Annotated in this window: 22 protein-coding genes; 8 read left to right on the forward strand and 14 right to left on the reverse strand. The window is 34.5% G+C overall.

What is annotated here, in order from left to right; all coding sequences use genetic code 11:
- Positions 1 to 22: 22 nt before the first annotated feature.
- A complete protein-coding gene (gene pdxR / locus CN288_RS08350; RefSeq protein ID WP_090692986.1) occupies positions 23 to 1420 on the reverse strand; it encodes a MocR-like pyridoxine biosynthesis transcription factor PdxR in 1398 nt (465 codons plus the stop codon).
- Between the two features lie 116 nt (positions 1421 to 1536).
- Here pdxR and CN288_RS08355 point away from each other — a divergent pair, with 116 nt between their 5' ends.
- Complete coding sequence (locus CN288_RS08355; protein WP_098302106.1) at positions 1537 to 2463, forward strand: DMT family transporter; 927 nt, start codon at positions 1537 to 1539, stop codon at positions 2461 to 2463.
- A gap of 119 nt (positions 2464 to 2582) precedes the next feature.
- Positions 2583 to 3122, forward strand: coding sequence for a DUF4871 domain-containing protein (locus tag CN288_RS08360; RefSeq protein ID WP_098302107.1), 540 nt, complete (start codon positions 2583 to 2585; stop codon positions 3120 to 3122).
- Between the two features lie 318 nt (positions 3123 to 3440).
- On the opposite strand, the gene CN288_RS08365 is transcribed toward CN288_RS08360, so the two are convergent.
- From CN288_RS08365 to CN288_RS08425, 13 genes are all read right to left on the reverse strand, one after another.
- Positions 3441 to 4643 carry an NAD(P)-dependent malic enzyme gene (locus CN288_RS08365; protein ID WP_026593954.1) on the reverse strand — a complete coding sequence of 401 codons (1203 nt, stop codon included), beginning with the start codon at positions 4641 to 4643 and terminating at the stop codon, positions 3441 to 3443.
- Positions 4644 to 4711: 68 nt separating this feature from the next.
- Positions 4712 to 6058 carry a 2-hydroxycarboxylate transporter family protein gene (locus CN288_RS08370; RefSeq protein WP_098302108.1) on the reverse strand — a complete coding sequence of 449 codons (1347 nt, stop codon included), beginning with the start codon at positions 6056 to 6058 and terminating at the stop codon, positions 4712 to 4714.
- A gap of 122 nt (positions 6059 to 6180) precedes the next feature.
- Positions 6181 to 6888, reverse strand: coding sequence for a response regulator (locus CN288_RS08375; protein WP_026593956.1), 708 nt, complete (start codon positions 6886 to 6888; stop codon positions 6181 to 6183).
- On the reverse strand, positions 6885 to 8492 hold the full coding sequence (locus tag CN288_RS08380) for a sensor histidine kinase (RefSeq protein WP_098302109.1): 1608 nt from the start codon (positions 8490 to 8492) through the stop codon (positions 6885 to 6887). The genes CN288_RS08375 and CN288_RS08380 overlap by 4 nt, the downstream gene beginning before the upstream one ends.
- Positions 8493 to 8808: 316 nt before the next feature.
- Entirely contained in the window at positions 8809 to 9582 is a 774-nt protein-coding gene (locus tag CN288_RS08385; RefSeq protein ID WP_026593958.1) for a C39 family peptidase, read from the reverse strand.
- Positions 9583 to 9604: 22 nt separating this feature from the next.
- Positions 9605 to 10387 (reverse strand): transporter, encoded by a 783-nt coding sequence (locus tag CN288_RS08390; RefSeq protein WP_141527940.1) that lies wholly within the window; start codon positions 10385 to 10387, stop codon positions 9605 to 9607.
- 296 nt (positions 10388 to 10683) lie between these two features.
- Complete coding sequence (locus tag CN288_RS08395; protein ID WP_098302111.1) at positions 10684 to 11955, reverse strand: sensor histidine kinase; 1272 nt, start codon at positions 11953 to 11955, stop codon at positions 10684 to 10686.
- On the reverse strand, positions 11952 to 12623 hold the full coding sequence (locus tag CN288_RS08400; protein WP_098302112.1) for a response regulator transcription factor: 672 nt from the start codon (positions 12621 to 12623) through the stop codon (positions 11952 to 11954). The genes CN288_RS08395 and CN288_RS08400 overlap by 4 nt, the downstream gene beginning before the upstream one ends.
- Before the next feature lie 570 nt (positions 12624 to 13193).
- Complete coding sequence (locus CN288_RS08405; protein ID WP_098302113.1) at positions 13194 to 13898, reverse strand: metallophosphoesterase family protein; 705 nt, start codon at positions 13896 to 13898, stop codon at positions 13194 to 13196.
- A 476-nt stretch (positions 13899 to 14374) separates the two neighbouring features.
- Complete coding sequence (locus CN288_RS08410; protein ID WP_098302114.1) at positions 14375 to 15751, reverse strand: ABC transporter substrate-binding protein; 1377 nt, start codon at positions 15749 to 15751, stop codon at positions 14375 to 14377.
- A 27-nt stretch (positions 15752 to 15778) separates the two neighbouring features.
- Entirely contained in the window at positions 15779 to 16600 is an 822-nt protein-coding gene (locus CN288_RS08415; RefSeq protein ID WP_090693012.1) for a carbohydrate ABC transporter permease, read from the reverse strand.
- Positions 16597 to 17529, reverse strand: a complete 933-nt coding sequence (locus CN288_RS08420; protein WP_090693016.1) for a carbohydrate ABC transporter permease — start codon at positions 17527 to 17529, stop codon at positions 16597 to 16599. Before CN288_RS08420 ends, CN288_RS08415 begins: the two co-directional genes overlap by 4 nt.
- Positions 17529 to 18626, reverse strand: coding sequence for an ABC transporter ATP-binding protein (locus tag CN288_RS08425; protein WP_141527938.1), 1098 nt, complete (start codon positions 18624 to 18626; stop codon positions 17529 to 17531). The genes CN288_RS08420 and CN288_RS08425 overlap by 1 nt, the downstream gene beginning before the upstream one ends.
- A gap of 586 nt (positions 18627 to 19212) precedes the next feature.
- Between CN288_RS08425 and CN288_RS08430 the strand changes: the two genes are divergently transcribed.
- From CN288_RS08430 to CN288_RS08455, 6 genes are read left to right on the forward strand one after another with little or no spacing between them, the layout of a single operon-like run.
- Positions 19213 to 20202: a beta-ketoacyl-ACP synthase III gene (locus CN288_RS08430; protein WP_090693023.1), complete on the forward strand. Its 990-nt coding sequence runs from the start codon at positions 19213 to 19215 to the stop codon at positions 20200 to 20202.
- Positions 20192 to 21355 (forward strand): ATP-grasp domain-containing protein, encoded by a 1164-nt coding sequence (locus CN288_RS08435; RefSeq protein WP_090693026.1) that lies wholly within the window; start codon positions 20192 to 20194, stop codon positions 21353 to 21355. The genes CN288_RS08430 and CN288_RS08435 overlap by 11 nt, the downstream gene beginning before the upstream one ends.
- The gene (locus CN288_RS08440) at positions 21352 to 22338 is read left to right on the forward strand and encodes an NAD-dependent epimerase/dehydratase family protein (RefSeq protein WP_026593969.1); all 987 of its coding nucleotides are present in this window, start codon (positions 21352 to 21354) and stop codon (positions 22336 to 22338) included. Before CN288_RS08435 ends, CN288_RS08440 begins: the two co-directional genes overlap by 4 nt.
- Positions 22335 to 23186 carry an MBL fold metallo-hydrolase gene (locus CN288_RS08445; protein WP_026593970.1) on the forward strand — a complete coding sequence of 284 codons (852 nt, stop codon included), beginning with the start codon at positions 22335 to 22337 and terminating at the stop codon, positions 23184 to 23186. Before CN288_RS08440 ends, CN288_RS08445 begins: the two co-directional genes overlap by 4 nt.
- A complete protein-coding gene (locus CN288_RS08450; protein ID WP_098302116.1) occupies positions 23179 to 24516 on the forward strand; it encodes a F390 synthetase-related protein in 1338 nt (445 codons plus the stop codon). Before CN288_RS08445 ends, CN288_RS08450 begins: the two co-directional genes overlap by 8 nt.
- Positions 24513 to 25658, forward strand: coding sequence for a hypothetical protein (locus CN288_RS08455; protein ID WP_098302117.1), 1146 nt, complete (start codon positions 24513 to 24515; stop codon positions 25656 to 25658). The genes CN288_RS08450 and CN288_RS08455 overlap by 4 nt, the downstream gene beginning before the upstream one ends.
- Positions 25659 to 25662: the final 4 nt, after the last annotated feature.

The raw sequence follows: 25662 nt of genomic DNA on the forward strand, positions 1-25662 counted from the left end.
TGAGGATTTTTTTATTAGCGTTTTACAGTGCAAACCACGCATTATATAATAATTGAATTGCCTCTTCAATCCCTGCCTCTGATAAAATAGCGAACCCAAGTAAAACCGTATTTTTAGGAGTACTCCCTTCTTTATAATACGTAGAAACAGGATATACTTTTATACCGTTTTCAGCTGCCCTCTTTATTAATTCTTCTTCTAACATTTCGTTGTGAACCTTTAATAAAATATGTAAGCCAGAGTCTTCCCCAATTACTTCCGCCTTATTAGAAAAGTACTTTTCTATTGCTGAGACAAGAGCATCTCTCTTTTTCCGATAAACGACTCGCATCTTATAAATATGCTTTTCCCAATGTCCTTCATTTAAAAACCTTCTAATAATTTCTTGATCAATTCTTGAAACACTTTGTGCATAAAATAAATATTGTGTTTGATACAACTCAATTAGCTGTTTTGGTAGCACCATATAGCTCATCCGTAATGATGGAAGCAAAGCTTTTGAAAGTGTTCCCATGTAAATTACATTCCCTTCTGTATCAAGCCCTTGCAACGCTGGGATCGGCTTTCCAGAGTAACGGAACTCACTATCGTAATCATCTTCAATAATATAACGCCCACTCCTCCCTTGTGCCCATTGTAATAGTTGCATCCTTCTTTTAATTGGCATAATCATTCCACACGGAAATTGATGGGATGGAGTAACGAACACAACATTCGCATTGCTACCTTCTAAATCTGAAATACAAATCCCATCCTCATCAAGCGGGAGCATTTGAACATTTTCTTCCCCCTTCTCAAAGACAACCAACTTTCGGTGATACCCTGGATTTTCAACTGCAAAATGACTTCCCTTTAGTAGCTGAAACAACATTCTTATTAAAAATTGTGTTCCGGCTCCTATTACAATTTGACTCGCTGAACATCTCACACCCCTTGATTCATATAAATATTTCGCAATCTCTTCACGTAAACTGGATTCACCTTGAGGATGCCCAAGAAATAGAAGGTCCTTATTTTCTAGTTGCCATACCTCATTTGAAATTTTCCGATATACAGAGAATGGAAATGTATTTGCATCTACACCCGTTTGTGTAAAATCATATTTATATTTCTGTTCCTCATGCAATACTTCCTTAACGACTTCTCTTTTTTTCATTGTATGTATCATTTGTTCAATTTCACATACAAAATACCCCTTACGTGAAACCGATTCAATATATCCTTCTGCAAGAAGTTGTTCATATGCCGATTCCACTGTATTTTTACTTACTTCTAAATGCATTGCTAACTTTCTTTTTGCTGGAAGCTTCGTCAAGGGAGGGATTTTCCCACTTCTTATTTCTGTTTTTATATACTCGTATAACTGTACATACAGCGGGATTTTTTTCTCCATATTCAAATTTGGTGTTAACTCTAACATAAAATCTGACCCCTTTATAAAATGCATTATTGATACTTCTTACAGTACCAGAAGTTATATATAATTCCTTTTATCATGTAAATTTTAAAAAATCAATCCTAGAAAGGAGCATCATGATGAACAATAACAGACGTCTCGGCCTCATTATGATTATTACAGGAGCTACTCTATGGGGATTATCAGGTCCAATGATTCAGTGGCTCTTTCAACATACGAAAGTATCATCTATTGATTTTTTAGTAATTCGCCTATTGCTTGCTGGGGTCTTTATTTTATGTTTTCTACTTATAAAAAAACAAAATATATTTCGTATTTGGCAACACCCACGCCATCTTTTACAACTTATCATTTTCTCTATTCTTGGAATGCTTGGCGCCCAGTATGCTTTTATTGAAACAGTGCATATTAGCAACGCAGTTACCGCTACTTTATTCCAGTTTTTAGGGCCAGTTCTCATTACCGTTTATGTTGCAATACGGTATAAAAAACTTCCTTCAACTATGCAAGTGTTAGCCATTGTCGCTGCCCTAACAGGCACATACTTTATTATTACAAATGGATCAATTGAAAATATTGTTTTATCGAAGGCAGCTATTTTATTTGGTCTATTAACAGCTATTGGTTTTGCCTTTTATACACTTCACCCTGCTTCTCTTATTAAACAATGGGGCACAACTCTTATTATTGGCTGGGGTATGTTAATCGGGGGCATTTCACTATTTATTTATAATCACTCTTTTGAATGGAAACAACTTTCACAAACCTTTACACTTCCAACATTCTCTATGCTGATTTTAATTATTATAAGTGGAACACTTTCTTTTCTTCTCTACATTGGCAGTTTAAAATATTTATCCGCAACAGAGACCAGTATTTTATCTAGTATTGAACCGCTTGTAGCGGCTATCGTTTCCATCACTTGGCTAAAAGAATCTTTCGGCGCATACCAATTACTAGGCGGTGTATGTATCGTCAGCGCAGTTATTTTCTTAACAATGCCAGAAAAAGAAGCAGAACCTACATTCACACCTGAACAAATATAGTGCAAAATATCGAAAGAGGTCATACTAAACTTCTGACCTCTTTTTATGAATGAAAAGGAATTGTCCGCTCTTCTAGCAAATACAATTACACTAACAATGAAAAATAGGAGTGTGGCAAAATGAAAAAAATTGGCACTGTGCTACTTTTCTCCTTTCTCATCACTGGATGTACCTCAATCGAGCAAGATTCCAAAGCACCTATAAAAGAAATAACAAAAACCTCTCAACCTCAAAATAATGTACCTTCATTTTTTCACTTAAGCGTCTTAAAAGATGTTAACTGGGAAGAAAGTCCTTCCTTTGTAGCTGGAAAGACACCATTAAAAGGCATTGAAGGAAAAGTTGCAATTGCAGATAGTACATTCATTGCTGGTGAGAAAAATAAACAGATGTGGTTCTTCCTCGATCCACAAATGCCATCTGGAAAACTATCTATTATCGCCTTAAAACAAGGATCTACAAAACCGACTCCCATACTCTTTCAAGATGAAACTTTCGAACAAACTTGGACTGCTCCTACTCCCATTCATTCAAATATAAAAGAACTCCCTTTCCTTATGTCACTACCTTCTCCTGGATTATGGGTCTTAAATGTCTATATTGATGAGAAATATTATGAGCAAATTGTTATTCAAGTAGAAAAAAGTGACAAAGCTTAATGTCTTTCTTACAACAATGTAATTGTTATGTCATCTACTTCGATAGTTGCATCCCCTTCTCTCCCTTATACTAAAAGTAAGAAATGAAACAACAAACAAGGAGAGATGAGAGATGAAAAAAGTAATGGAAGTTGTAGTGGCTTTGGTAGAGGTTTTCGTAAATGGAAAGCAAGTTGCAATGGAGTTGAATAAATAATGCAAAGCGAAATATTTATTACTAATAATATAAAACCATAAGCGGAGGTACGATTTCTTTATTGCTCTGATCTCTTATCTCACTAAAAACGCAGTGCCTCCTTAAAAGGGCACTGCGTTTTATTATTTATAACTTGGCATTTTTGTAATCTGTGCGACTCCTGACTCGATTGCCGCTTTTGCTACTGCAGCAGCAACACTTGGAACAACTCTTTTATCTAAGGGATTTGGAATTACATAGTTCTCATTTCGTTCTTCATCAGTAATGATGTTAGCGATTCCATATGCTGCAGCTAACTTCATTTCTTCTGTGACATCTGTTGCACGTACATCTAATGCACCACGGAATATACCAGGGAATGCTAAGACATTGTTTACTTGGTTTGGAAAATCAGAACGTCCTGTTCCAACAACCGCTGCTCCAGCCTCTAGTGCATCTTCTGGGAATATTTCTGGTACTGGATTCGCCATTGCAAACACAATTGGTTTTTCATTCATTGTCTTCACAAGTTCTTTTGTTAATACGTTAGGAGCAGATACACCGATAAAAATATCTGCGCCGTCAATCGCTTCTTTTAATGTTCCACGTACAAATTCACGATTTGTTTCTTTCGCAATCTCGATTTGTGCAGGGTTCATCCATGATTCTCCTTCACAAACGATACCTTCTAAACTTACTAACGTCATATGCTGCGCGCCTGCATTTAATAACAATTTACCAATTGCAATCCCTGCAGAACCGGCACCATTAATGACAATCTTCACTTCATCCATCTGTTTGTTTACAACTTTTAAAGCATTAATAACTGCAGCTAAAACAACAATTGCTGTTCCGTGTTGATCATCATGGAACACTGGAATATTTGTTTCTTCTTTTAAGCGCTTTTCAATTTCAAAACAGCGCGGCGCTGCAATATCTTCTAAATTAATACCTGCAAATGTAGGTTCTAAATTTTTAACAATGGTTACGATTTCATCTACATCAGTCGTTCCAAGACAAAGCGGAAATGCATCTACATTCGCAAATTTTTTAAATAAAATACTTTTCCCTTCCATAACAGGCATAGCTGCCTTCGGTCCAATATCACCTAATCCGAGTACTGCTGTTCCATCCGAAACAACTGCCACCATATTACCGCGCGCTGTATAGTCATAAGCTGTTTCTTCATCTGCAGCGATCGCTTTACAAGACTCAGCCACTCCTGGTGTATATGTCAAACTTAAATCATCTGCTGAATTTACTTCTACTTTACTTGTAATTTCAATTTTTCCTACCAATTCTTTATGAAGTAATAATGAACGTTCATTAATTTGACTTTCTAACATATAAATAAACTCCTCCTAATTTGACAAGCTAGCTACGTTTTTACATAGCTAGCTTGTCTGATGATAAATTATGAAAACATTTTTAATAAAATTGTCGCTGTTACAACCATAGCAGCGCCACCTAAACGCGTTGAAATTTGCGCAAATGGCATTAATTCCATACGATTTGAAGCTGATAAAATCGCAACGTCTCCAGTTCCGCCTAATCCGCTATGACATCCTGTTACAATCGCAGATTCAACCGGGAACATTTTCATGACTTTTCCAATAAGGAAACCAGTCGTGATCATTGTGATTACCACTGATGCACACACCGCAACATATCCAACTGAAAGAACAGCTGCCACATCTTTTAACGGAATGTATAACAATCCTAAACCGACCATTAATGGCCAAGTTAAGGTTTTCGAAATAAATTTATATAAGTGATATGCACCTTGTTCCATTTTCGCTGGCATTAATTTGAAGTATTTCACAAGTGCTGCTGAAAAGATCATAATGATTGCTCCTGGAATACCAATAAATTTAGAAGCAAATCCACCGAAAATAAAGAACGTACATGCGATTAATAAACCTGCTCCCATTAATGAGAAGTCAATTGGTTTTTCTGTATTTTGTTCTTTTAATAATTCGTCTTGATCACCTGTTTTTACCAACACACCATTACCGCTAAGTTCTGGTTTTTTCTCACCTAATCGCTTCATATATCCAGCGCCTACAATCGCAAACATATTCCCGATAACCGCTGCTGGAATAAGCTGAGATACAAATGTTGCTGATGATTGATTTAAAATCTCGCTGTAAGCTAAGGAAAGTGGTAAAATCCCTTCTCCGATACCACCGCTCACAATTGGTACAATGATAAAGAAGAATGTTCTCTTCATTTCAAATCCAAATAATGATCCAACTAATAATCCCACTGCAATAGAAGCTAGTGTTCCTACAACTAACGGAATAAACATACGAATAAACCCTTGTACTAACACTTTTCGATTCATTCCTAAAACACTTCCGACTACTAAACAAGAAATATATAAATATAAAAAGTTCGATTTTTTCATTAGCATCGTCGCTGCTTCCATTGAAGCTGGATTCATCCAATTGAAAAACACTAGTAAAGATGGAATAAATAATGAAAGAATTGCTGGTCCACCAATATTTTTTAAAATCGGGATCCTCATCCCAATATCACCTAAGAAAATTCCCATAATCATAATGACTGCAAATCCACCAATCATATCAGCAGGTAATTTGTTATATACAGATGCTCCATAAATGATAGCTGCTAATACGATATATAACGGTAAAGGTATAACGCCAATTTTAATATTCATAACTTTCGAAACAAAAGTTTTTTGTTCCACTTCTGTTGTTTCCACGGATGATATCGCTTCCACTTTTTTTTGAATCCCCATATAGGCACCTCCTTATATTCTTGTTTATAATATTAAAACGCTTTCAACAGTAAAAATAGTATTTGTAAGTTTTGTAACTAGTTTTGTAATTAAAAAAAGTATAAGCGACTTACATAAGTCGCTTATACATACAAACGTATTTTGTTTTCATCGATGCATCGTAATTTACTTACCGGTCTCCCTACATGTTGATAAACCATTTCATTTTCTAAAACTCCAATTTCAGTTAAAAACATTACATACTTTCGAATAGACACCCTTGAAATCCCAACTAATTGAGCCATTTCATCTGTTGTAAATGCTTGTCCATGAAGCGCTTCTATTTGCTTCCATATCAACTGTAATGTTTGCTTTGTTAGCCCTTTTGGCAGTTCTTTATCTGCATGAATTTCTACTTTTTCTTTTTGTAAAATCAACGTATCTAATTCAGATTGGCTAATTTTTTGCTGTTCTTTCATAAATATAAATTTTTCTCGATATGCGGTTAATGCTTCCTTAAACCTTTCAAATGTAAATGGTTTAATTAAATAATCAACAACTCCATATTGAAGCGCTTTTTTTATACTTCCCATATCATGCACAGCTGAAATCATAATTACATCAATTTCTTTTTCTTGATTCCTAATATGCATTAACAAGTCAAACCCTGTATCACCAGGCATAAAAATATCGAGCAATACGAAATCTATAGCCGACTTTTTTAATATCTCTACTGCTTCTTTCACAGAATTAGCTATATGAACAAGTTCAAATCCTCCTACTTGCTCTAAATAATGCTTATTTAACATCGCTACCATTGGATCATCTTCTACAATCAAAACTTTGATCATGTTCCTATCTCATCCCTACTTTTGTATGGTATTTCAATGGTTATTGTCGTTCCTTTTCCTAACAATGAATCGACATGTATGCATCCATTTATCCGCTTTAAACTATCATTTACAAGATATAAGCCATATCCTCGATTTGTTCCTTTTGTGGAATACCCTTTGGCAAATACTTTTTCAATTTCTTCTTTCGGGATTCCAAATCCTGTATCTTTCACTGTAATAATCAATTTATCCTGATATTGAATAGAAATATCTACTCGCTTATATTCACAATTCATCACCGCATCTAATGCATTGTCGATTAAATTTCCTACAATTGTAATGAGTTCATGAATAATGCTTTCGGCATATGGCTCTGGTAAGTAAGAATTTTCACTTACAATAAGTTGGACATTCTTTTCCCTTGCGTAACTAAGTTTACCAAGCATAAACCCTGCAAATACAGGATTTTTTATTTTTTGCATCACACCACCAATTTCATATTGATGCTCCGAGACCATGTTACTAATATAGGTCTCTAATTGTCCATAATGCTTCATATGTGTAAGCCCTAATACAACGTGCATCTTATTCATAAACTCATGAGATTGTGCCCTGAGCGCTTCTGCATAAAGTCGAATATCTGTTAATTGTTCTGCTAATTGCCTAATCTCTGTTTTATCACGAAATGTTGCAATGGCACCAACAATTTCTCCTTTAACATATAAAGGAACTCTGTTTGTAACAATGGTAATTCCATAAAGATTTTGTTCCTCATACAATTGTGCTTTCCCCGTTTGTAACACTTCTTTTATACATGAGTTAGGCATATACTTCTCAATATCTTTACCAATAAAATCTTCTTCGAGACCACTCTTCTTAAATAACCGTTTCGCTTCGTTATTAATTAAAGTAACTCTCGCCTCTTTATCGACAGCAATAATTCCTTCTTTAACAGATTGTAACATCGTATTTCGTTCTTCTAAAATTTTTGCGATTTCGCTAGGTTCAAGATCAAATAAAATTTTCTTAATATGTCTAGCTAATAAAATAGCACCTATAATTCCAACTAAGATTCCAACACTGATACCAATATAAATAATGTGCCTACTCTCTTTTACCCTCTCATGCACATTATCAGCTGAAATTCCGACAGCGACAACCCCAAGTTGTTCTTTTGCTTCAGAAAAGATCGGTACAAAAACTCGCATAGAAATTCCTAACGTTCCTTCTGCCATCGATACATGTTCTTTCCCTTTCAAAGCTATCCCCTCATCTCCTCCAACAAAATGATGACCGATTTTCTGAGGATTTGGATGAGATTTTCTTATTCCATTCATATCCATGACTACAATAAATTGAACATCTGTATTTTTTAATAAACGATTTGTATACGTTTGAACTTCAGATATATCTTTTCTTCCTACTAAAGCATCAATGACAAGTGGCGAATTCGCTACAATACGCGCGATTGTTTTTGCTTTTTCAGCCTGACTTTCTTCCGTCGTACGCTCGACATTATGACTAATTAATATATCTGTCACAAGTAAAGAAAGTAAAATAACAATACACACTAGTAATGTAATCGTCTTCCATAAACTTAACAACTTTTTTCTTTTCCTCATCCCTTTATTGTCTCCCTTATTCCTTCTTTATTACACGTGAAATCTATCTTACTTATTCTTTTTTATAAATACAACCATTTCATTTTCATTAAATAAGGACATCTACCTTAATTCATTCTCTCACAATAGTTTCTATCCACTTTTTATTCTTACAACAACGGAATTCTCATGTCTTCTCCTTCGATCGTTGCATCTCCATCTTTCCCTTATACTGAACGTATAAAATGAAATACCAAACAAAAAGAAATGAAAGATAAATAATAAAGAGGAGTTCAGTATAATAAATATACTGAACTCCTCTTATTTTTTCTTGAATCTATTCATGTTGTTCCATATAGCTAATTGCCTGACTCCCCATTTGTACCCATGCCTGTTCAAAGTCTTCACGCGGAACACTTACACTTTTCGTGTCACTAAGCGGGTCATGTATATACACCGATTCTTCATCGTAGCCAACAAGAAGAACGCAATGTTCATTATATGTAATAGAAACATTACCTGCATCCGTTTTCCATATATCAAATTCATCTTCATCTAAAGGTGCATACGTTGCATTTGTAATCATCACAACTGGTGCGCCTTCTTTTACAGTTTTATAAATTTCATCTATGTTCTCACCTGTCAAATCAACAGCGCGATTCGGTAAATATTTGTTTGCTAACTGAAACAATGGTTCATGATACACGCCATATCCTGATTCAGAAAAAGTATAAATATTCCCTACAAACCCCTCATGTGGATTACCGCGTACACCATCATTTGAAAAGGAAACTTTCTGTATTTCATCTGCTAGTGTTAGCTTATCTACAGAAATACCTGCGTACTGTAACATCATAGCTAAGCTTGTTACTTCGCAACCTCTGTCTAGCTCTGGTAACTGCTGAATAAAGGGTACATTTTGTAGTACTACTTTTTCTTCATCCATATTCACTAGTTCCCTTTTCTTTTGATTAAATTGGTTTGAGACGATTCTCTTTACACTCTCTACATGTTTAGTAACAGGAATTATGTCACTTCTTTTCATATATACACTACAGATAAATATTCCTAATACAATTACACATATATACATCTTCCACTTTCGTATCATCCTTCTATCTTCACACCCCTTTTTAATTCGTTAAATACGAATAAAATGCATCCGCATCTGTTTGAACCATAGGTAAAAAGACAAGTTCCTTTCCCTTTTCAGGCTGTTCTTCTTTTATTTTCTCTTTTAACTGCTCGATATTTGTATTTGTACGATCTATACCAAGCTCGTCTGCAATTTGTATTACTTTCTGCTCATTGATTTCTTTTAGCACTTGGTAAATATCTTTACCATATAAATCAATATGAAGTATTTTTGCTTCGGCTTGAATTTTCCCCTCATATACTTCTTGCGCTAACTCCTCTATACCTTTCCCTTTTTGAGAAATCCCGAGATTTTCCGCTTCTTCTTTTACCTTTGTTCCATAAACCTCTTCAGCAACTTCATCTATTTTTTTTCCTTCTTTTGAAATACCGAATTTATCTGCTTCATTACTTATTTTGATTGTATTAATTTGATTGATTAAATCGACAATAGATGTATTTTCGATCGGTATTCCTAATTTTTTTGCTTCCTGTTTTATTTTTGTTTCATAGATTTCTTCTGAAAGAACCCCTACATCTTTTCCCTCAGTAGAGATTCCTAATTGTGCCGCTTCTCGATCAACTTCTGTTTCATGAATCTCCTTTTCTAACATAAGTTGCTCTTTTCCATCCGTTTCAATTCCTAGTTTTTGCGCCTTCTCCTCTGTATAGGCCACATGCATTTCTCCGTTATTCAGTTGTTCATTACTACACTGCGAAAAGTTAGTTTTGCCTTTTGACGTTGTAGAAGCAGACGCCCCTCCCATTACGCTTAAACTCATTATTCCAATAACAAATAATGATGCTACCTTTTTCTTTTTCAAATTGCTTCTCCTCCTTTATGTTTCTCATACAATCCGCCTTCCATTTTTTCCATATTATTGAAAAGGATACGTTCAGTTCGGCTCGTATTAAAATCACCCATGAATATAACTATCTATCCGCAAAAAGAATGCAAAGTCATTACTTTTTCTCTTTTTTCCTTCTTATTCTCTGTAAACTCTATTATGAAAAACATTTCTTAACTTTCCCTTAAAAAAAAGACGACCTTGTAAAAACAAGATCGCCTCTAATTTCTTTATATTCGTTGATTTTTAGGTAAAATCACTTCAAAACAAGTACCTTCATTCATTTTGCTCTCTACTTTTATTTTTCCATAATGTTTTTCTACAATCCAACTAGCAATTGAAAGACCTAAGCCAGCTCCTTCTGATTTCGTTCTCGCTTTATCTCCTTGATAAAAACGATCAAATAACTTTGGAATATCTTCTTCTTTTATTCCAATTCCATTGTCTTTTACCTGAATCATAATTGAACTACTTGTTTGCATACATGCTACTTGAATCGTCCCACCAACATCAGTATATTTCATCGCATTGTCTAATAAAATTACAACCATTTGATGAATTCTTTCTCTGTCACCAGTAAAAGATACTTTAGATTCGATTTCCAATGTCATCTTTTTCTCTTGATACGCAGCAATCTCTGTATAAGGATCTACTACTTCTATTAATAATGCATCTAGTGCAAATTCCTTTTTATCCATTTCAATTTGATTCGAATCTGAACGAGCTAACAATAATAAATTAGCAACTAGCTTTGATAACCTTCTACACTCCTTTGAAATTGTAGAAACATCAATTGCCTTTTCCTCTATCGTGGCGGAAGGAGACTGAAATAGTACATCTGTTTTTGATTGAATGACCGCTAGCGGTGTTCTTAATTCATGAGAGGCATCGGAAACAAATTGTTGCTGCTTTTCCCAAGAATTACAAATTGGTATAAGAGCTCTTCCAGCTAAGAAAAATCCCATCCCAATTGCACATACACTTCCAATGCTACATCCAATGATGATAATTAGTAATAGTGTGTGGAGCATTTCTTTTTCAGCAGTTGTTTCACGTAATATTTGAAATGTCACTTTTTCTCCAGATAACAAATTCATTTGAAACGCCCATGTTCGAAAACTTTTTCTTTCTACTTCTATATCATGAAAATCTCCAAGTTTTTTTGGAAATAACTTAGATTGATTATCTTCCAAAAAATTAGGCCCTCGAAATTTCGGCTCCATATCTATCAACTGATTCTTTTCGTCCCATTTCAATACAAGAATCCTCGAATCTCCAATACGTAAATCTTTATTTAAGCCAAACTGTTTTTGCAGTGCCCGATTATTTTTTGTTTGCTTAACAATAAAATTCCTTATAGAGTCATCTATTCCTTTATAAATTCGGTCGTGTGTATACGAATAAATAACACTTCCCAATATCCCAATTAATATAATAAACACTAATGAATTTAAAATTGTAAGGCGAATGCGTGTTTTTTGAAACATACTTCTCCTCTTCATTGTTCTTTTAACATATATCCAATCCCGCGAACGGTTTGAATATCTTTTTGATAACCAAATGGCTCCAATTTTTTTCGTAAATGATGAACATACACTTCAACAATCGCTACCGTGGTATCTGAATCAAATCCCCAAACGCGATCAAAGATTTGTTCACGCATTAAAATCTTTCCACTATTTTGAATTAGGTACTCTAAAAGTTCATATTGCTTTAATGTTAATTTCATTACTTCTCCATCTACGTGAATATCTTTGTCCTTTCCAAACAACTCGATTCCACGGTAGGTAATGGTTTGCTTTGTTGTTAAATTACCACTTCTTCGTAATACAGCTCGAATTCTTGCTTTCAATTCTAGAGCTTGAAATGGCTTTATTAAATAATCATCTCCACCAAAATCTAACCCTTTCACACGGTCTTCTAAAGAATCTTTAGCAGTCAAAAATAAGACAGGTGTTTCAATTTTTTCATTTCGTATTCTTTGAATTACCTCAAAACCATCGATCGCTGGTAACATCACATCAAGAAGTATTACATCATAAATATTTTGCAATGCCAAAAATAAGCCATCTTCCCCATTCATTGCTGTATCAACTTCAAACTCATCACGTAAAATTTGTGTAATTGATTCTAATAAAGGTGCATTATCTTCTACAACTAACAAGCGCATATCACTTTCTCACCTTTCATCTAACATAAGATCTCTTTCTATTCACTTACAGAATGAAACTGCCATCACCAATCAAACTTTTATGAACAGCATAAAAAACTCTCTCACTCCGTTACCGCCAAATCATATGTAATTAAAATAATTATATATCATTGTCTCTGCAAGCTTGTCATAATATAAAGCATTCTTTCTCTCACTTTATCATCCACTTTTCTGTATATGAAGGTTATTATGAAATCCCTTCCTTAACTTTCCCTTAAAAAAGGAGTTTTAAAAACAGAAGATTTGTATCTTACAACAATGTAATCCTCTCGTCACCTAATTCGATAGTTACGAAACTTACTGCCTATTATACTTAAAGTAAGAAATAAGAAAACAAACAAAGGAGAGATAAGAGATGAAAAAAATGATTGAAGTTGTAGTGGCAGTAGTAGAGGTTTTTGTAAATGGGAAACAAGTTATAATGGAGTTAAATCGATAATGAATCTCCGTGATGGTTTTATAAATTATATAAGCACGTAAAAAGAGATAAGGTTTGGTCTTTACTTTGATCCCTTATCTCTTTTTATATTATTCTTTTACTGCATATACAATTTGGCTTGGTAACTCTAAACAATTTAGCTGGCCTCCATATACTGCCCCGCCATCAATTCCGATAATTCGGTTATTCCCAAAATATACATCACAATTATCATCACCATGAAGTGTCTTGGTTTCTGTATGTCCAAATACAACGGTCTTTTCACCATTATATCCACTATGAAACTCATTCCGTATCCACATTAACGTGTATGGCTCGGATTCAGAAACTGGTTTTGTTGGTTCTACACCAGCATGAACAAATATATACTGTTCCGTTTCGATATAATGTTCTAGTTTTTGGATAAATTGCAAATGTTTCTCTAGTATCTCAGATTTCAAATTAGGTTTCTTAAACTCTTCTTCATCTGTAGCAATATCATTCTCTGAAAAGTTATAGCTATATAACGTTTTATTCCCACCATTTCTCTTCACCCAATGATTCCATAATTGCTCTTCATCGGTTGTTAATGCTTTAATCATCATATCTTCGTGATTTCCTTTTAAAACAAAAGCTCCTTCTTCTTTCAATTCCATCACTTTTTCAATTACAGCCTTTGCATTCGGTCCTCGATCAACGTAATCTCCTAGTAAAATTAACTGATCTTGTTTTGCATTATATTGTGCTTCTACTAACAATTTTTCAAATTTCTCTATTTCTCCATGAATATCACTTATTACAAGAAACCTCTGCATATATTCCCCTTCTTTCTAGAGTAACTTACTCCATATTATAACTTATCATATCTGAATCTTCTGACTTATATTCCGAAACCTCATTCAAAAAATAAATCAATGGGGGGCTTTATCATCCACTGATTATTAGTCCTCAAATAGCGCTCTCCTTACAAACCCACCAAATTTCTCTTACAAGATTGTAAGTCTCTTGTCACTCAATTCGATAGTTATAAAGCTCATACTTCACTATAGTAAGAAGTACGATACAAACAAGGAGAGATGAGAGATGAAAAAAGTGATTGAAGTTGTAGTAGCGGTGGTAGAGGTTTTCATAAACGGAAAACAAGTTGCGATAGAGTTAAACAAATAAAGAAACGAGGAAAACTACTATGCCATATATAATGACCTAAAGAGAGATAAGGTTTCATCATTCTTTTGGTCCCTTATCTCCCTAATAGGAAAGCCGTATCCTTTTTTACAGATATGGCTTTCTTTTATTTTTGACTTGTACGATTCGAAATACTAATTGCACGATCCGTTGTTTTTGCTGCTTCATCCAACGCTTCTTTACTATTTTTCCCGTCATACATTGCTTCTAGCGCTTTTACAACCGCATCGCGAGATTCAGGGAATACACTAATAAGTGCACCTTGTGTTGCAACAGATGGTTTTGTTGCTTGTAACTGTTCTACTGTTACTTTTAACTGTGGATATTTTTCATATTGTTGTTTTACTAAAGGTTCATTATATGCGGCTGGATTAATAGAGAAATAGCCTGTTTCTGTATGCCACTTTGCCTGCACATCTGCTTTTGTTAAGTATTTCATAAAGTCCCAAGCACCTTTTTGTGTTTCTTCTGCAACCATATTTGTCATCCATAGTGATGCACCACCAATCACAACTCCATTTTGTTTCACATCTTCTGGATATGGGATATCTGCCACTCCCACATTAAATTTAGATGCATCAATTACATTACGAACACCTGCTGAAGAATCTAAATACATCGCAACTTGCCCGGATTGGAATGCGGCACGAACATCATCCCAACTTGCCCCATACTTTCCTAATGTACCAGCTTTATTCAGTTCATCTAATAAATCAAATACTTTCTGTCCTTCTTTTCCATTAAATACAGCTTTTGTTGCCGCATCTTTACGTCCATTTTCCTTATCAACATATAGCCCACCTTGTGTTGCCAAGAGCTCTTCAAAGAACCATCCGTAATTTAATATTGAAAAACCGTACTGTTTTACGCTTTCGCCTTCCTTAACAGTTAATTTTTTTGCTGCTTCTTTTAATTCAGTGTATGTTTTCGGTGCTTTTTCTGGATCGAGTCCCGCTTTCGTAAAGGCATCTTTATTATAAATTAATACCGGTGTAGATGAATTAAATGGCATGGAATACATTTTCCCATCAATTGAATAATAATTCGTAATCGATTTTTCTAACTTCGATGTATCATATTTATCTTTTTTAATCCAACTATCAATCGGTGTAATTTTCTTACTATCAATCATATATTTCGTTGTAATTTCGCTAGATTGAACGAGAGCTGGTGATTCCTTTGACGCTGTTATATTTTTAAACTTCGTTAAAGATTCTTCATAGGAACCTTGAAATTCAGCCTTCACCTCATATTTATTTTGTGACTTATTATAGTCTGCAACAATTCCATCTAGTACACCTTGCGTTTTTCCACCCATTGCATGCCAAAAGCGAATGACTGTTTTGTCTCCACTTTTCTCTACGGGAGCTATCTTTTCCTTCGCTTCAGATTTCCCCTCTGTTTTACTACTTGAACACGCTGCAGTCGATAATGCCATTGTCGCTGCCATTATAATAGCAGCACCTTTTTTCCAAAATCTCATCTTACTCCCACCCTTTCACATGTATGATTACTTAATTGCCCCTTTTGTTAAACCTTGTTGTAACTGCTTCTGACCTAAAAACAATAAAATTAAAGTTGGAATAACAATGGCTGTAACTCCAGCCATCACACTCCCCCAATCTGTCGCAACTTCCTGAGATTGAAGTTGTTTCACTCCAATTTGCACGGTTCGAATTTTCTCATCATTCGTAACTAGAAGCGGCCATAAGTACATATTCCATGTTGTTAAAAAGCTATATATACCAAGCGTAATAAAGCTTGTTTTACAATACGGAATGACTACTCGGAATAAAAACTTCACATGGCCAATCCCCTCGATAAAAGCAGCTTCTTTCAACTCATTTGGAAGTGTCATAAAATGCTGGCGTAATAAAAAAATACCAAAAGCAGTTGCAAAGAACGGTATTGTCATTCCAGTAAACGTATTGATCCATCCAAATTGTTGTACCGTTAAAAAGTTGGGTACCATCGTTGCTTCCCACGGAATAAGCATCGTTGAAATAAACAGAAAGAAAATAAGATTTCGTCCTTTAAAGTTTAAAAATACAAATGCATAAGCGGCTAAGCTTGATACAACAAGCTGTCCGACCATTACCCCTGTTGAAACTATAAAACTATTGTATAAATAAGAAAACAGCGGCACTTTCTGAAAGATATGTATAAAATTATCGAATGTAAATTGTGTCGGAAGCATCCTTCTCATTTGAATATCTTCCGGCGTCATAAACCCTAACAAAAATGCGTATAGAACTGGAAAAAAGACCATCACTGCGCTAATAGTAAGCAAAGTATATAACAGAATATATTGTTTCCACCTTTTAGCAATCATTTATAATGCACCTTTCTCTCCGCAAACTTAAATTGAAGTAATGTAGCAATGAAAATAAAAATAAACAATATCATTGCCTGTGCACTCGCTGTGCCAAATTGATGATTTGCAAAAGCTTCCTTATAGATAGAGTACACAATTAAGTTTGTTGCATCATTCGGTCCACCGTGCGTTAAAATATCGATCTGTCCAAAGCTTTGAAATGCACTAATTAAAGTAACAGTTATAATAAAAAACAATGTAGGCGATAGCATTGGTAATGTAACGCGTCGAAGTTTATGTAAATAACTAGCACCGTCAATAGATGCACTCTCATACAAAGTCGTATCAATATTTTGCAAACCACCCAATATAACTAAAAATGTAAAACCTGTATTTACCCACACAGTTGTAACTGATACAGAAAATAATGCCCAGTCCGGACTTGTTAGCCATGCAATTGCAGGAAGATTCATCGAGCCGAGTATATTATTGAATAAACCGACACTTGGATGGAATAAAAATAACCAAATTACTGCGCTAGCTGCTACTGAAATTCCCATTGTTGAAGAGAATAAAACTCGAAACAACCCTATTCCTTTTATTTTTTCGTTTGCAATTAATGCAAGGAACAAAGCCAACACAATACTAGTTGGGACTGTATACAATACAAAGAGTAAAGTAGACTTTAGGCTTTTATAAAAAGTTGGATCAGACAATAAATATTGATAGTTTTCAAGTCCTACGAACAGGTTTGCCTCACCATGAACATCTGTTAAATAAAAACTATAATAGATAGTGCGAAACAATGGATAAAACAAAAAGATTGCAAATAAGACTATGGAAGGTGCTAAAAATAACAATCCTGTACGTAAATCTTTCGTGCGGCTCCATAACGTCCTCTTTCTTGAAACTTCTGTTTGAACAGGTAAGTTTTCTATCTCAATCATCACTTTGCCACCGCCTTCAACTCTTCATCGGCAACCAATCGAATCCTTTCGTTTGTATCGTTATGAAAGAAACATAGTTTTTCTACCGGAAACTGTAATTTGACTTTATTACCTTTTTTCAAAATAAGTTGTCCAATTACTTTTGCACTCCATGTTTTTTCATTTACTACAAAATTTAAGATTGTTTCATTTCCTAATACTTCTACAGATTGTAGTGTAACTTCTTGACCATCTTCAGCTAGTACAATGTGCTCGGGACGAATCCCTAAGCGTACTTTCCGTTCTGGAAACTGTTGGAATTTCCCAAAAGACAGTGGAATTTGTAACCCATCGACATGTAAGCTCCCCATTCCTTTATCTACGATTCCATCACCAATATTCATGGATGGTGAACCGATAAAGCCAGCGACAAATTCATTTGCAGGATAGTTATATATATCAAGCGGTGTGCCTACCTGTTGTATACTCCCTTTGTTTAACACCATAATACGATCTCCCATCGTCATCGCTTCAATTTGATCATGGGTCACATAAATCATCGTAATACCTAATCGCTGCTGAATCTCTCTAATTTCAATACGCATTTGTGCACGCAACTTTGCATCCAAGTTAGAAAGTGGTTCATCCATTAAACAAATTGGTGCTTGACTTACAATTGCTCGCGCAAGCGCCACACGTTGCCTTTGTCCACCTGATAATTGCCCTGGTTTTGATTTTGTATACTCCGTAAGCCCTACCATTTCTACTGCCTCTACTAGTCGTTTTTGTCGTTCTTCTTTCGGAATTTTCCGTATTTTCAATCCAAATAAAATATTTTCTTCTACCGTCAAATGTGGATATAAAGCATAATTTTGAAATACCATTGATAAATTTCTATTTTTCGGTTCTAAATCATTCGCAACATTTTCATTAATAAGTAACGCCCCAGAAGTAATTTCTTCTAAACCTGCAATCATTCGCAGTAATGTACTTTTTCCACATCCAGAAGGGCCAACTAGAACAAAAAATTCACCTTTTTGAATCTGCACCGAAACATTTTCAACTGCTATTTCCTTTGAATCTTTATAAACTTTTGATACATCTCTTAATTCAATCATCAGTTTGCACTCCTTTTTTGTTCTTATAACCATACTTCACAGCAGCTTAGTGAAATCCGCTTTAACTGCAATCCCCACCCCTTTTTTTGGCTTAAATACATCTAAAAAACAACTTCTCTACAAGTAGATTCATAAGGAAAAGGTTCCATAAACATTGATTTTTATATAATTTAAATATACTTATAGATTAATAAATAAAAACAACCTACATAGAACAATCTTCTTCTCATTTAAAACGCTATAAACTAGAGTAAATGTAAGAAATATAAATGGATTGTTATATGTAAGCGGGTGTTCTCAAATGTTTTCTACCCTAGTTACGTTGTTATCTTTACTATATTACTTATTTATTAAGTCAGTTTTGATGATTTGTTAATAAGATGTTAATCACATGTTAATAGTTTTTTTACAATATTCATCACATCACTTACAACAGGATACATTTCGTACTGCCTTTTCTTACAACGCCACAAATTAACATAAAAATACTAAATTTCAAAAAAAACTTTTTTCCATATTTTATCTATAATAATATATATATGATAGAATTTTATAAATTTATAAAAAGATTAAGAGGCGATATAGAATGAAAAGATATATTAAAATAAAAGGAATTGGTACATATTTTCCAAAAAGAAAAGTAAATTCTTTTGAAATAGATCGTATGTTAGGTGTCCCAGAAGGCTGGACATTAAAAAAGGCCGGGGTGAAAACACGATACTTTGTTGACGATGAAACATCTTCTTATATGGGAGCCGAAGCTGCCAAAAAAGCTGTAGCAGATGCTAATCTAACATGGGAAGATATCGATTGTATCATCTGCGGAAGCGGAACAATTCAGCAGGCAATTCCTTCTACTGCTTCACTAATTCAGGAACAACTTGGACTACAGCATTCTGGTATTCCATGTTTTGATATCAACTCCACATGTTTAAGTTTCGTAACAGCGCTTGATACAATTTCTTATGCAATTGAATGTGGGAGATACAAAAATGCTGTCATCATTTCTTCTGAAATTTCTTCTGTAGGATTAAATTGGGGACAAAACGAAAGCAGCATTTTATTCGGGGATGGCGCAGCCGCTATTGTTGTAACAAAAAGCGATCAAACTTCTTCTATTATAGCTTCCCATATGGAAACGTACAGCTCTGGTGCGCACCTATCAGAAATTCGCGGTGGCGGAACAATGATTCACCCTAGAGAATATAGCGAAGAACGAAAAGAAGACTTCTTGTTTGATATGAATGGCAGAGCAATTTTCAAATTGTCCGCTAAATATATGTTAGGTTTTATCGAGAAACTGCTTATGCATACTGGTTATTCCCTAGATGATATTGATTTAATTATCCCTCACCAAGCAAGCGGGCCAGCTATGAAGCTGATTCGTAAAAAATTGGGTGTCGATGAGGATCGCTTTATGACTATTTTTGAAGACTATGGGAATATGATTTCTGCATCTATTCCAGTCGCTCTTTTCGAAGCCATTAAACAAAAGAAAGTGCAACGCGGGAATAAAATATTGTTATTGGGTACTTCTGCGGGACTTTCTATCGGAGGCATTCTTCTTGAGTACTAAGAAAACAGTACTAATCACAGGGGCACGCGCACCAGCAGCATTACATTTAGGCAGACTGTTCAAGAAAAGTGGACATACCGTCATTATGACAGATAGTATCCCTTATCCATTAAGTAAAGTTTCAACGAGTACTGATTATTTTTATGAAATTCCTTCTCCAAAATGGAACACATATGAAAGTATCTATGTACTACAATCAATTATTCAAAATCATAATGTAGATTTACTTATTCCTACTTGTGAAGAAGTATTTTATATATCTAGACATAAACAGGAGTTAAGCCAATTTTGTCATGTATTAGTAGACGAGTTTCACAAACTTTCCTTACTCCATAATAAATGGGAGTTTATTCAGTTAGTCACGAAATTAGGTTGGCAAGTTCCTGCAACATATAAAACAAATAATGAACAAGCCGTTCAGCTAATGCTTCAGCAAACATTGCCTGTCACTTATTTTGTACTAAAACCTATTTTTTCTCGTTTTTCCGATAAAGTACTGTTTATTACAAAAGAAGATGTTGCAGCAGGCATCACAATGGGCAAGCAAAATCATATCATTCAAGAGTTTATAAAAGGAGTTCAACATTGCTCCTATAGTGTTGTACATGCTGGAAAAGTATTAGTTCACTCTGTCTACAAAACGGAGTTCACGGCTGGTTTAGGCGCTACTATTGCTTTCAAGCATATTAATCATCCAAAAATTGACCAATTTGTTGAACATATTGTAAAAGAGCTAAATTTCTCTGGGCAAATTGCCTTTGATTTTATAATTACAGAGGATGGAGATGCTATTCCGATTGAGTGTAATCCTCGTACCACAAGTGGATTACATTTATTCGATGAAGAAATATTATCCGCCTTTTTTGATAAAAAAGTGAACAATATGCTAATTCCAAAGCCAGATTCCCAATGTGCAATTCGATTAGCAATGTTTTTATATGGACCTCCTTACTTAAAAAACAAACAAACACGTAAACGATGGTGGAAAGTCCTATGTTCCTATCCAGATATCATTTATAGTCGTTCTGATAGGAAACCATTTTTTTATCAGTTCTATAGCATGTATAAACTATGGCTTGAAAGCAATAAACATGGTCGAACTATTTTGGAGCAAACAACATATGACATATCATGGGACGGTGAAAAGTTATGAAAATGCTGGTAACTGGAGGAACTGGTTTTCTAGGACAAAAACTCGCTTTTCGATTAGCCAGTATGGGCTATGAAGTAACAGCAATCGGAAGAAATAAAACAATTGGCAAATTATTAGAGCAAAATGGAATTGAGTTTGTACACTGTCCCCTGGAAGACAGGCATAGTGTTCTACAAGTTTGTAAGAATAAAGACTATATCTTTCATAGCGGTGCCCTTTCTTCTCCTTGGGGCAAATATAAAGATTTTTACAATGCAAATGTATTAGGAACAAAGCATATTATCGAAGGAAGTCTAAAGTCTGATGTAAAGCGCCTCATTCATGTATCAACACCGAGTATTTATTTCTATTATGATGAACGACAAGATGTAGCAGAGAATGCGAAACTTCCTAATACACTTGTAAACCATTATGCGAAAACAAAATACATGGCCGAGCAAGCTGTTGATCAAGCGTTTGAACATGGGTTACCGGTCATCACGATACGCCCACGTGCTTTATTTGGCCCAGGAGATAACGCCATTCTTCCACGCCTTATTAAAGTATGTGAAAAAGGCGCTCTACCGAGAATTGGTACAGAGGATGTACTTGTCGATATTACATATATCGATAATGTCGTAGATGCCTTACTTCTTTGTATGCATTCGCCTAAGCATACATTAGGACAAAAATACAATATAACAAATGGCGAACGTGTAAATTTATATGAAGTAATTGAGAATGTAATGAAGCGCCTTGGAAAGGAGGTACAATATAAAAAAATTTCCTACAAAGCTGCTTTTACAATTGCTGCTATACTAGAGGGCATTTCAAAAACTATTTTATTCGGGAAAGAACCTATTCTCACAAAATATACAGTCAGTGTGCTTTCAAAAAGCCAGACTTTAAGTATTGATAAAGCTAAAAAAGAACTAGGCTATGCTCCAAACATCAGCATAGAAGAAGGAATCACAAACTTTGTAGAATGGTGGAAAATACAATGAAAATCAATTTTTTAAAGCTATATGATACAGGATATTGCACACATCCCGAAAAAATTGCATATTCCAAGGGGAGTTGGAAACAAATACGTTTTCCAGCTACAGTAGGATTACTCCAACATCCAAGCTTAGGATATATTTTGTTTGATACTGGATATGCCGAGCACTTTAAAGAAGCAACCAAAAAATTTCCTTACTCTGTATATGCTAAACTTACCCCTGTTCATTTTACAGAGGAGCAATCTATTAAACAGCAACTGATTCTTGATGGCATACGGCCAGAAGAAATTAAATATATCATTCTTTCTCATTTTCATGGTGATCATACAGCAGGGCTACCAGACTTTCCGAAAGCAAAAATACTAACTTTCGCGAAAGCTTATGAGGATATAAAAAAAAGAAGTAAATTTGGTTCTCTATTAAAAGGTTGCTTAAAAGATACGCTACCAATTGATTTAGAACAACGAATGACATTCATTGACCAAACCACATTACTTACCCTACCCCCTACATATGGAAAGTTTGAAGAGGGCTATGATGTATTTGGTGATGGCTCATTACTCGCTGTTGATTTAACAGGACATGCAATTGGACAATTTGGTGTCTTCGTCCATTTACATAGTAATAAAATTGTTTTTCTTTGTGCAGATGCAGTGTGGCTAAGTAAAACTTATAAGAATCTTGTATTTCCAAGTAAGGTTGCCAATTTTTTAACTGGAGATACGAAATCTTATCGTCGAAACATCGAAAAGTTACATCATTTATCGCGAATATCACCAGAAATTGAAATTCTTCCAACTCACTGTGAGTACACATGGGACAAAATTAAAACAGGAGTACACTATGAATAAATTACAGATTCTAAAGCAATATTTGAAAACAAAATATTACTTACGTTTTTCAAATCGCCAGCAATTGGAACAGTTTCATCAGCAAAAAATAACAAAACAACTTTTGTTTACGATAGAAACGTCTCCGTTCTATCGCCAGTTATATACCCCTTTTTTAAAAGAAATCCACAAGGGGAATTTAACTGTACTTCCCATCATTGACAAAAAAGTAATGATGGCGCACTTTGACACATTAAATACAGTTGATATTTCAAAGGAAGAGGCCTTTCATATAGCATTTGAAGCAGAAAAGACCCGAAATTTCTCTCCAACAATCCGTAATATAACTGTTGGACTATCATCTGGCACTAGCGGAAATCGCGGAATCTTTCTCGTTTCTGAAGAGGAACAAATGATGTGGGCTGGTTCTATTATCGGCAAAGTGCTTCCTTCTAGCATTCTACATAAACATACAATTGCCTTTTTCTTACGAGCGAACAGCAATTTATATGAAACGACAAAGAACAAACGCATTTCATTTCATTTTTTCGATCTACTAGATTCCTTTCAACAACATATCACTCGACTAAATGAAGTAAATCCATCTATTTTAGTTGCTCCCCCTTCAATGTTGCGAAAAATCGCACATTGGAAAGAAGAAGGGCTTATTACGATTTGTCCAAAGAAAATTATTTCTGTTGCAGAAGTACTTGAAGATATTGATAGAGAGTTTATCAGTACAATTTTTCAACAGACAGTACACCAAATTTATCAATGCACAGAAGGATTTCTTGCTACAACATGTAAACATGGTACATTACATATCAATGAAGATCTCGTTCATATTGAAAAAGAATACTTAGATCAGGAAAAAGGGATATTCGTTCCCATTATTACTGATTTCATGAGGAAAACACAGCCTATAATCCGCTATCGTCTCAATGACATATTAATTGAGAAAAAAACAGCGTGCACCTGTGGTTCTCCCTTCTTAGCCTTAGAACGAATTGATGGTCGATGTGATGATATATTTATTGGGATAAATGAATTGGATAAGAGTGAAGTATCTATTTTTCCTGACTTCATTCGAAGAGCAATTATGTTTGCATCCAATGAAATTCAAGAATTTAAAGTGATTCAGCACAGCACAGAGGAAATTGAAATTCAACTTAAAATACCACCTGAACATTTCAAATCATGTAAATCAAATGTGATACGAGAATTAAACACACTATGGAGCACAAAAAATTGTATTGTACCACACTTTTTCTTTTCGCATTATGATATTGAACTATGTGATAAAAAATTAAAAAGAATAGAGAGCCTTATAAAGCATGGTGAGCATGTATGATTAAGTTACATGATGTTCATTCCTTACACAGCATTGAATGGACCACAAAAAAAGATGGAGCATATGTAAGAGACAGCTTTCTGCCCCTCTTACAAAATGACCTTACAGTATTTATTGAAAATGTTAACACTCAGCTATTTCTATTAGAAATTGATGATCTTATCTTGCCAGTTACTGTTAATAACGAGGAATTTGAAAACTCTTATGTATGTTCTCCTTATACCCATTACATATCCTATGCACTAGAAGAGTTATGGGAATTAAAAAAACCGTGGTTAGAGAAGTTACTAACCTATCCGATTCATTTTATCGGAAGCTGGTTAAGGCGAACGAATATTAATAAGGTAATTGTAGTAAATAATTGGATGCTATCTACAAACCTTTATCATTCTGTCAATAAACAACAAATCGAACAGATTACAAATTTGCTTGTTGAGAAATTTCCAGAGCATACAATTCTATTCCGTTCTTTAAATAACGAATTATACCCTACAATTACACAAGCATTATCTACAGTAGGTTACAATAAAATTATGTCTCGTTCCATATACTTATTTGATCCGAAACACTATAAGAAAATGAACCGAAAAGAACGAAAAGACTTATTAAACGATAAAAATTTATTAAAAAAAAGCAATTATGAAATAATTACGAATGAGGGATTAACAAAAGAGGACATTGTACAAATTTCCAAGTTGTACAATCAACTATATATTGAAAAGTATTCCGTCCATAATCCAATGTTTACACCAGCTTATTTATGGAATGCACTTCAGCATCATTTATTTGAAATAAAAGTCATTAAAAAAGGAGATACAATTGATGGTGTCATTGCTTATTTTATTAGAGATGGAGTTATGACAACTCCTATACTTGGCTATGATACAAACTCCGACCAACAGCAAGGCTTATATCGTATTCTTTCGCTCCTTATTACAATGGATTCTATCGAAAAAAATTTAATTTGTCATTGCAGTGCTGGAGCTGGGGAATTCAAACGAAATCGCGGTGCAAAACAGCAGATTGAATACAGCTATATATATAATGCACATTTGCCACATAAACAACAAAAGGTCTGGAAAATCTTAAGTTGGATATTAAATACATGTATGGAACCGATGGCAAAAAAATATCGTTTTTAAACAA

This window comes from Bacillus sp. AFS023182, assembly GCF_002560575.1.
In the GTDB taxonomy this organism is placed as follows: Bacteria; Bacillota; Bacilli; order Bacillales; family Bacillaceae_G; genus Bacillus_A; species Bacillus_A arachidis.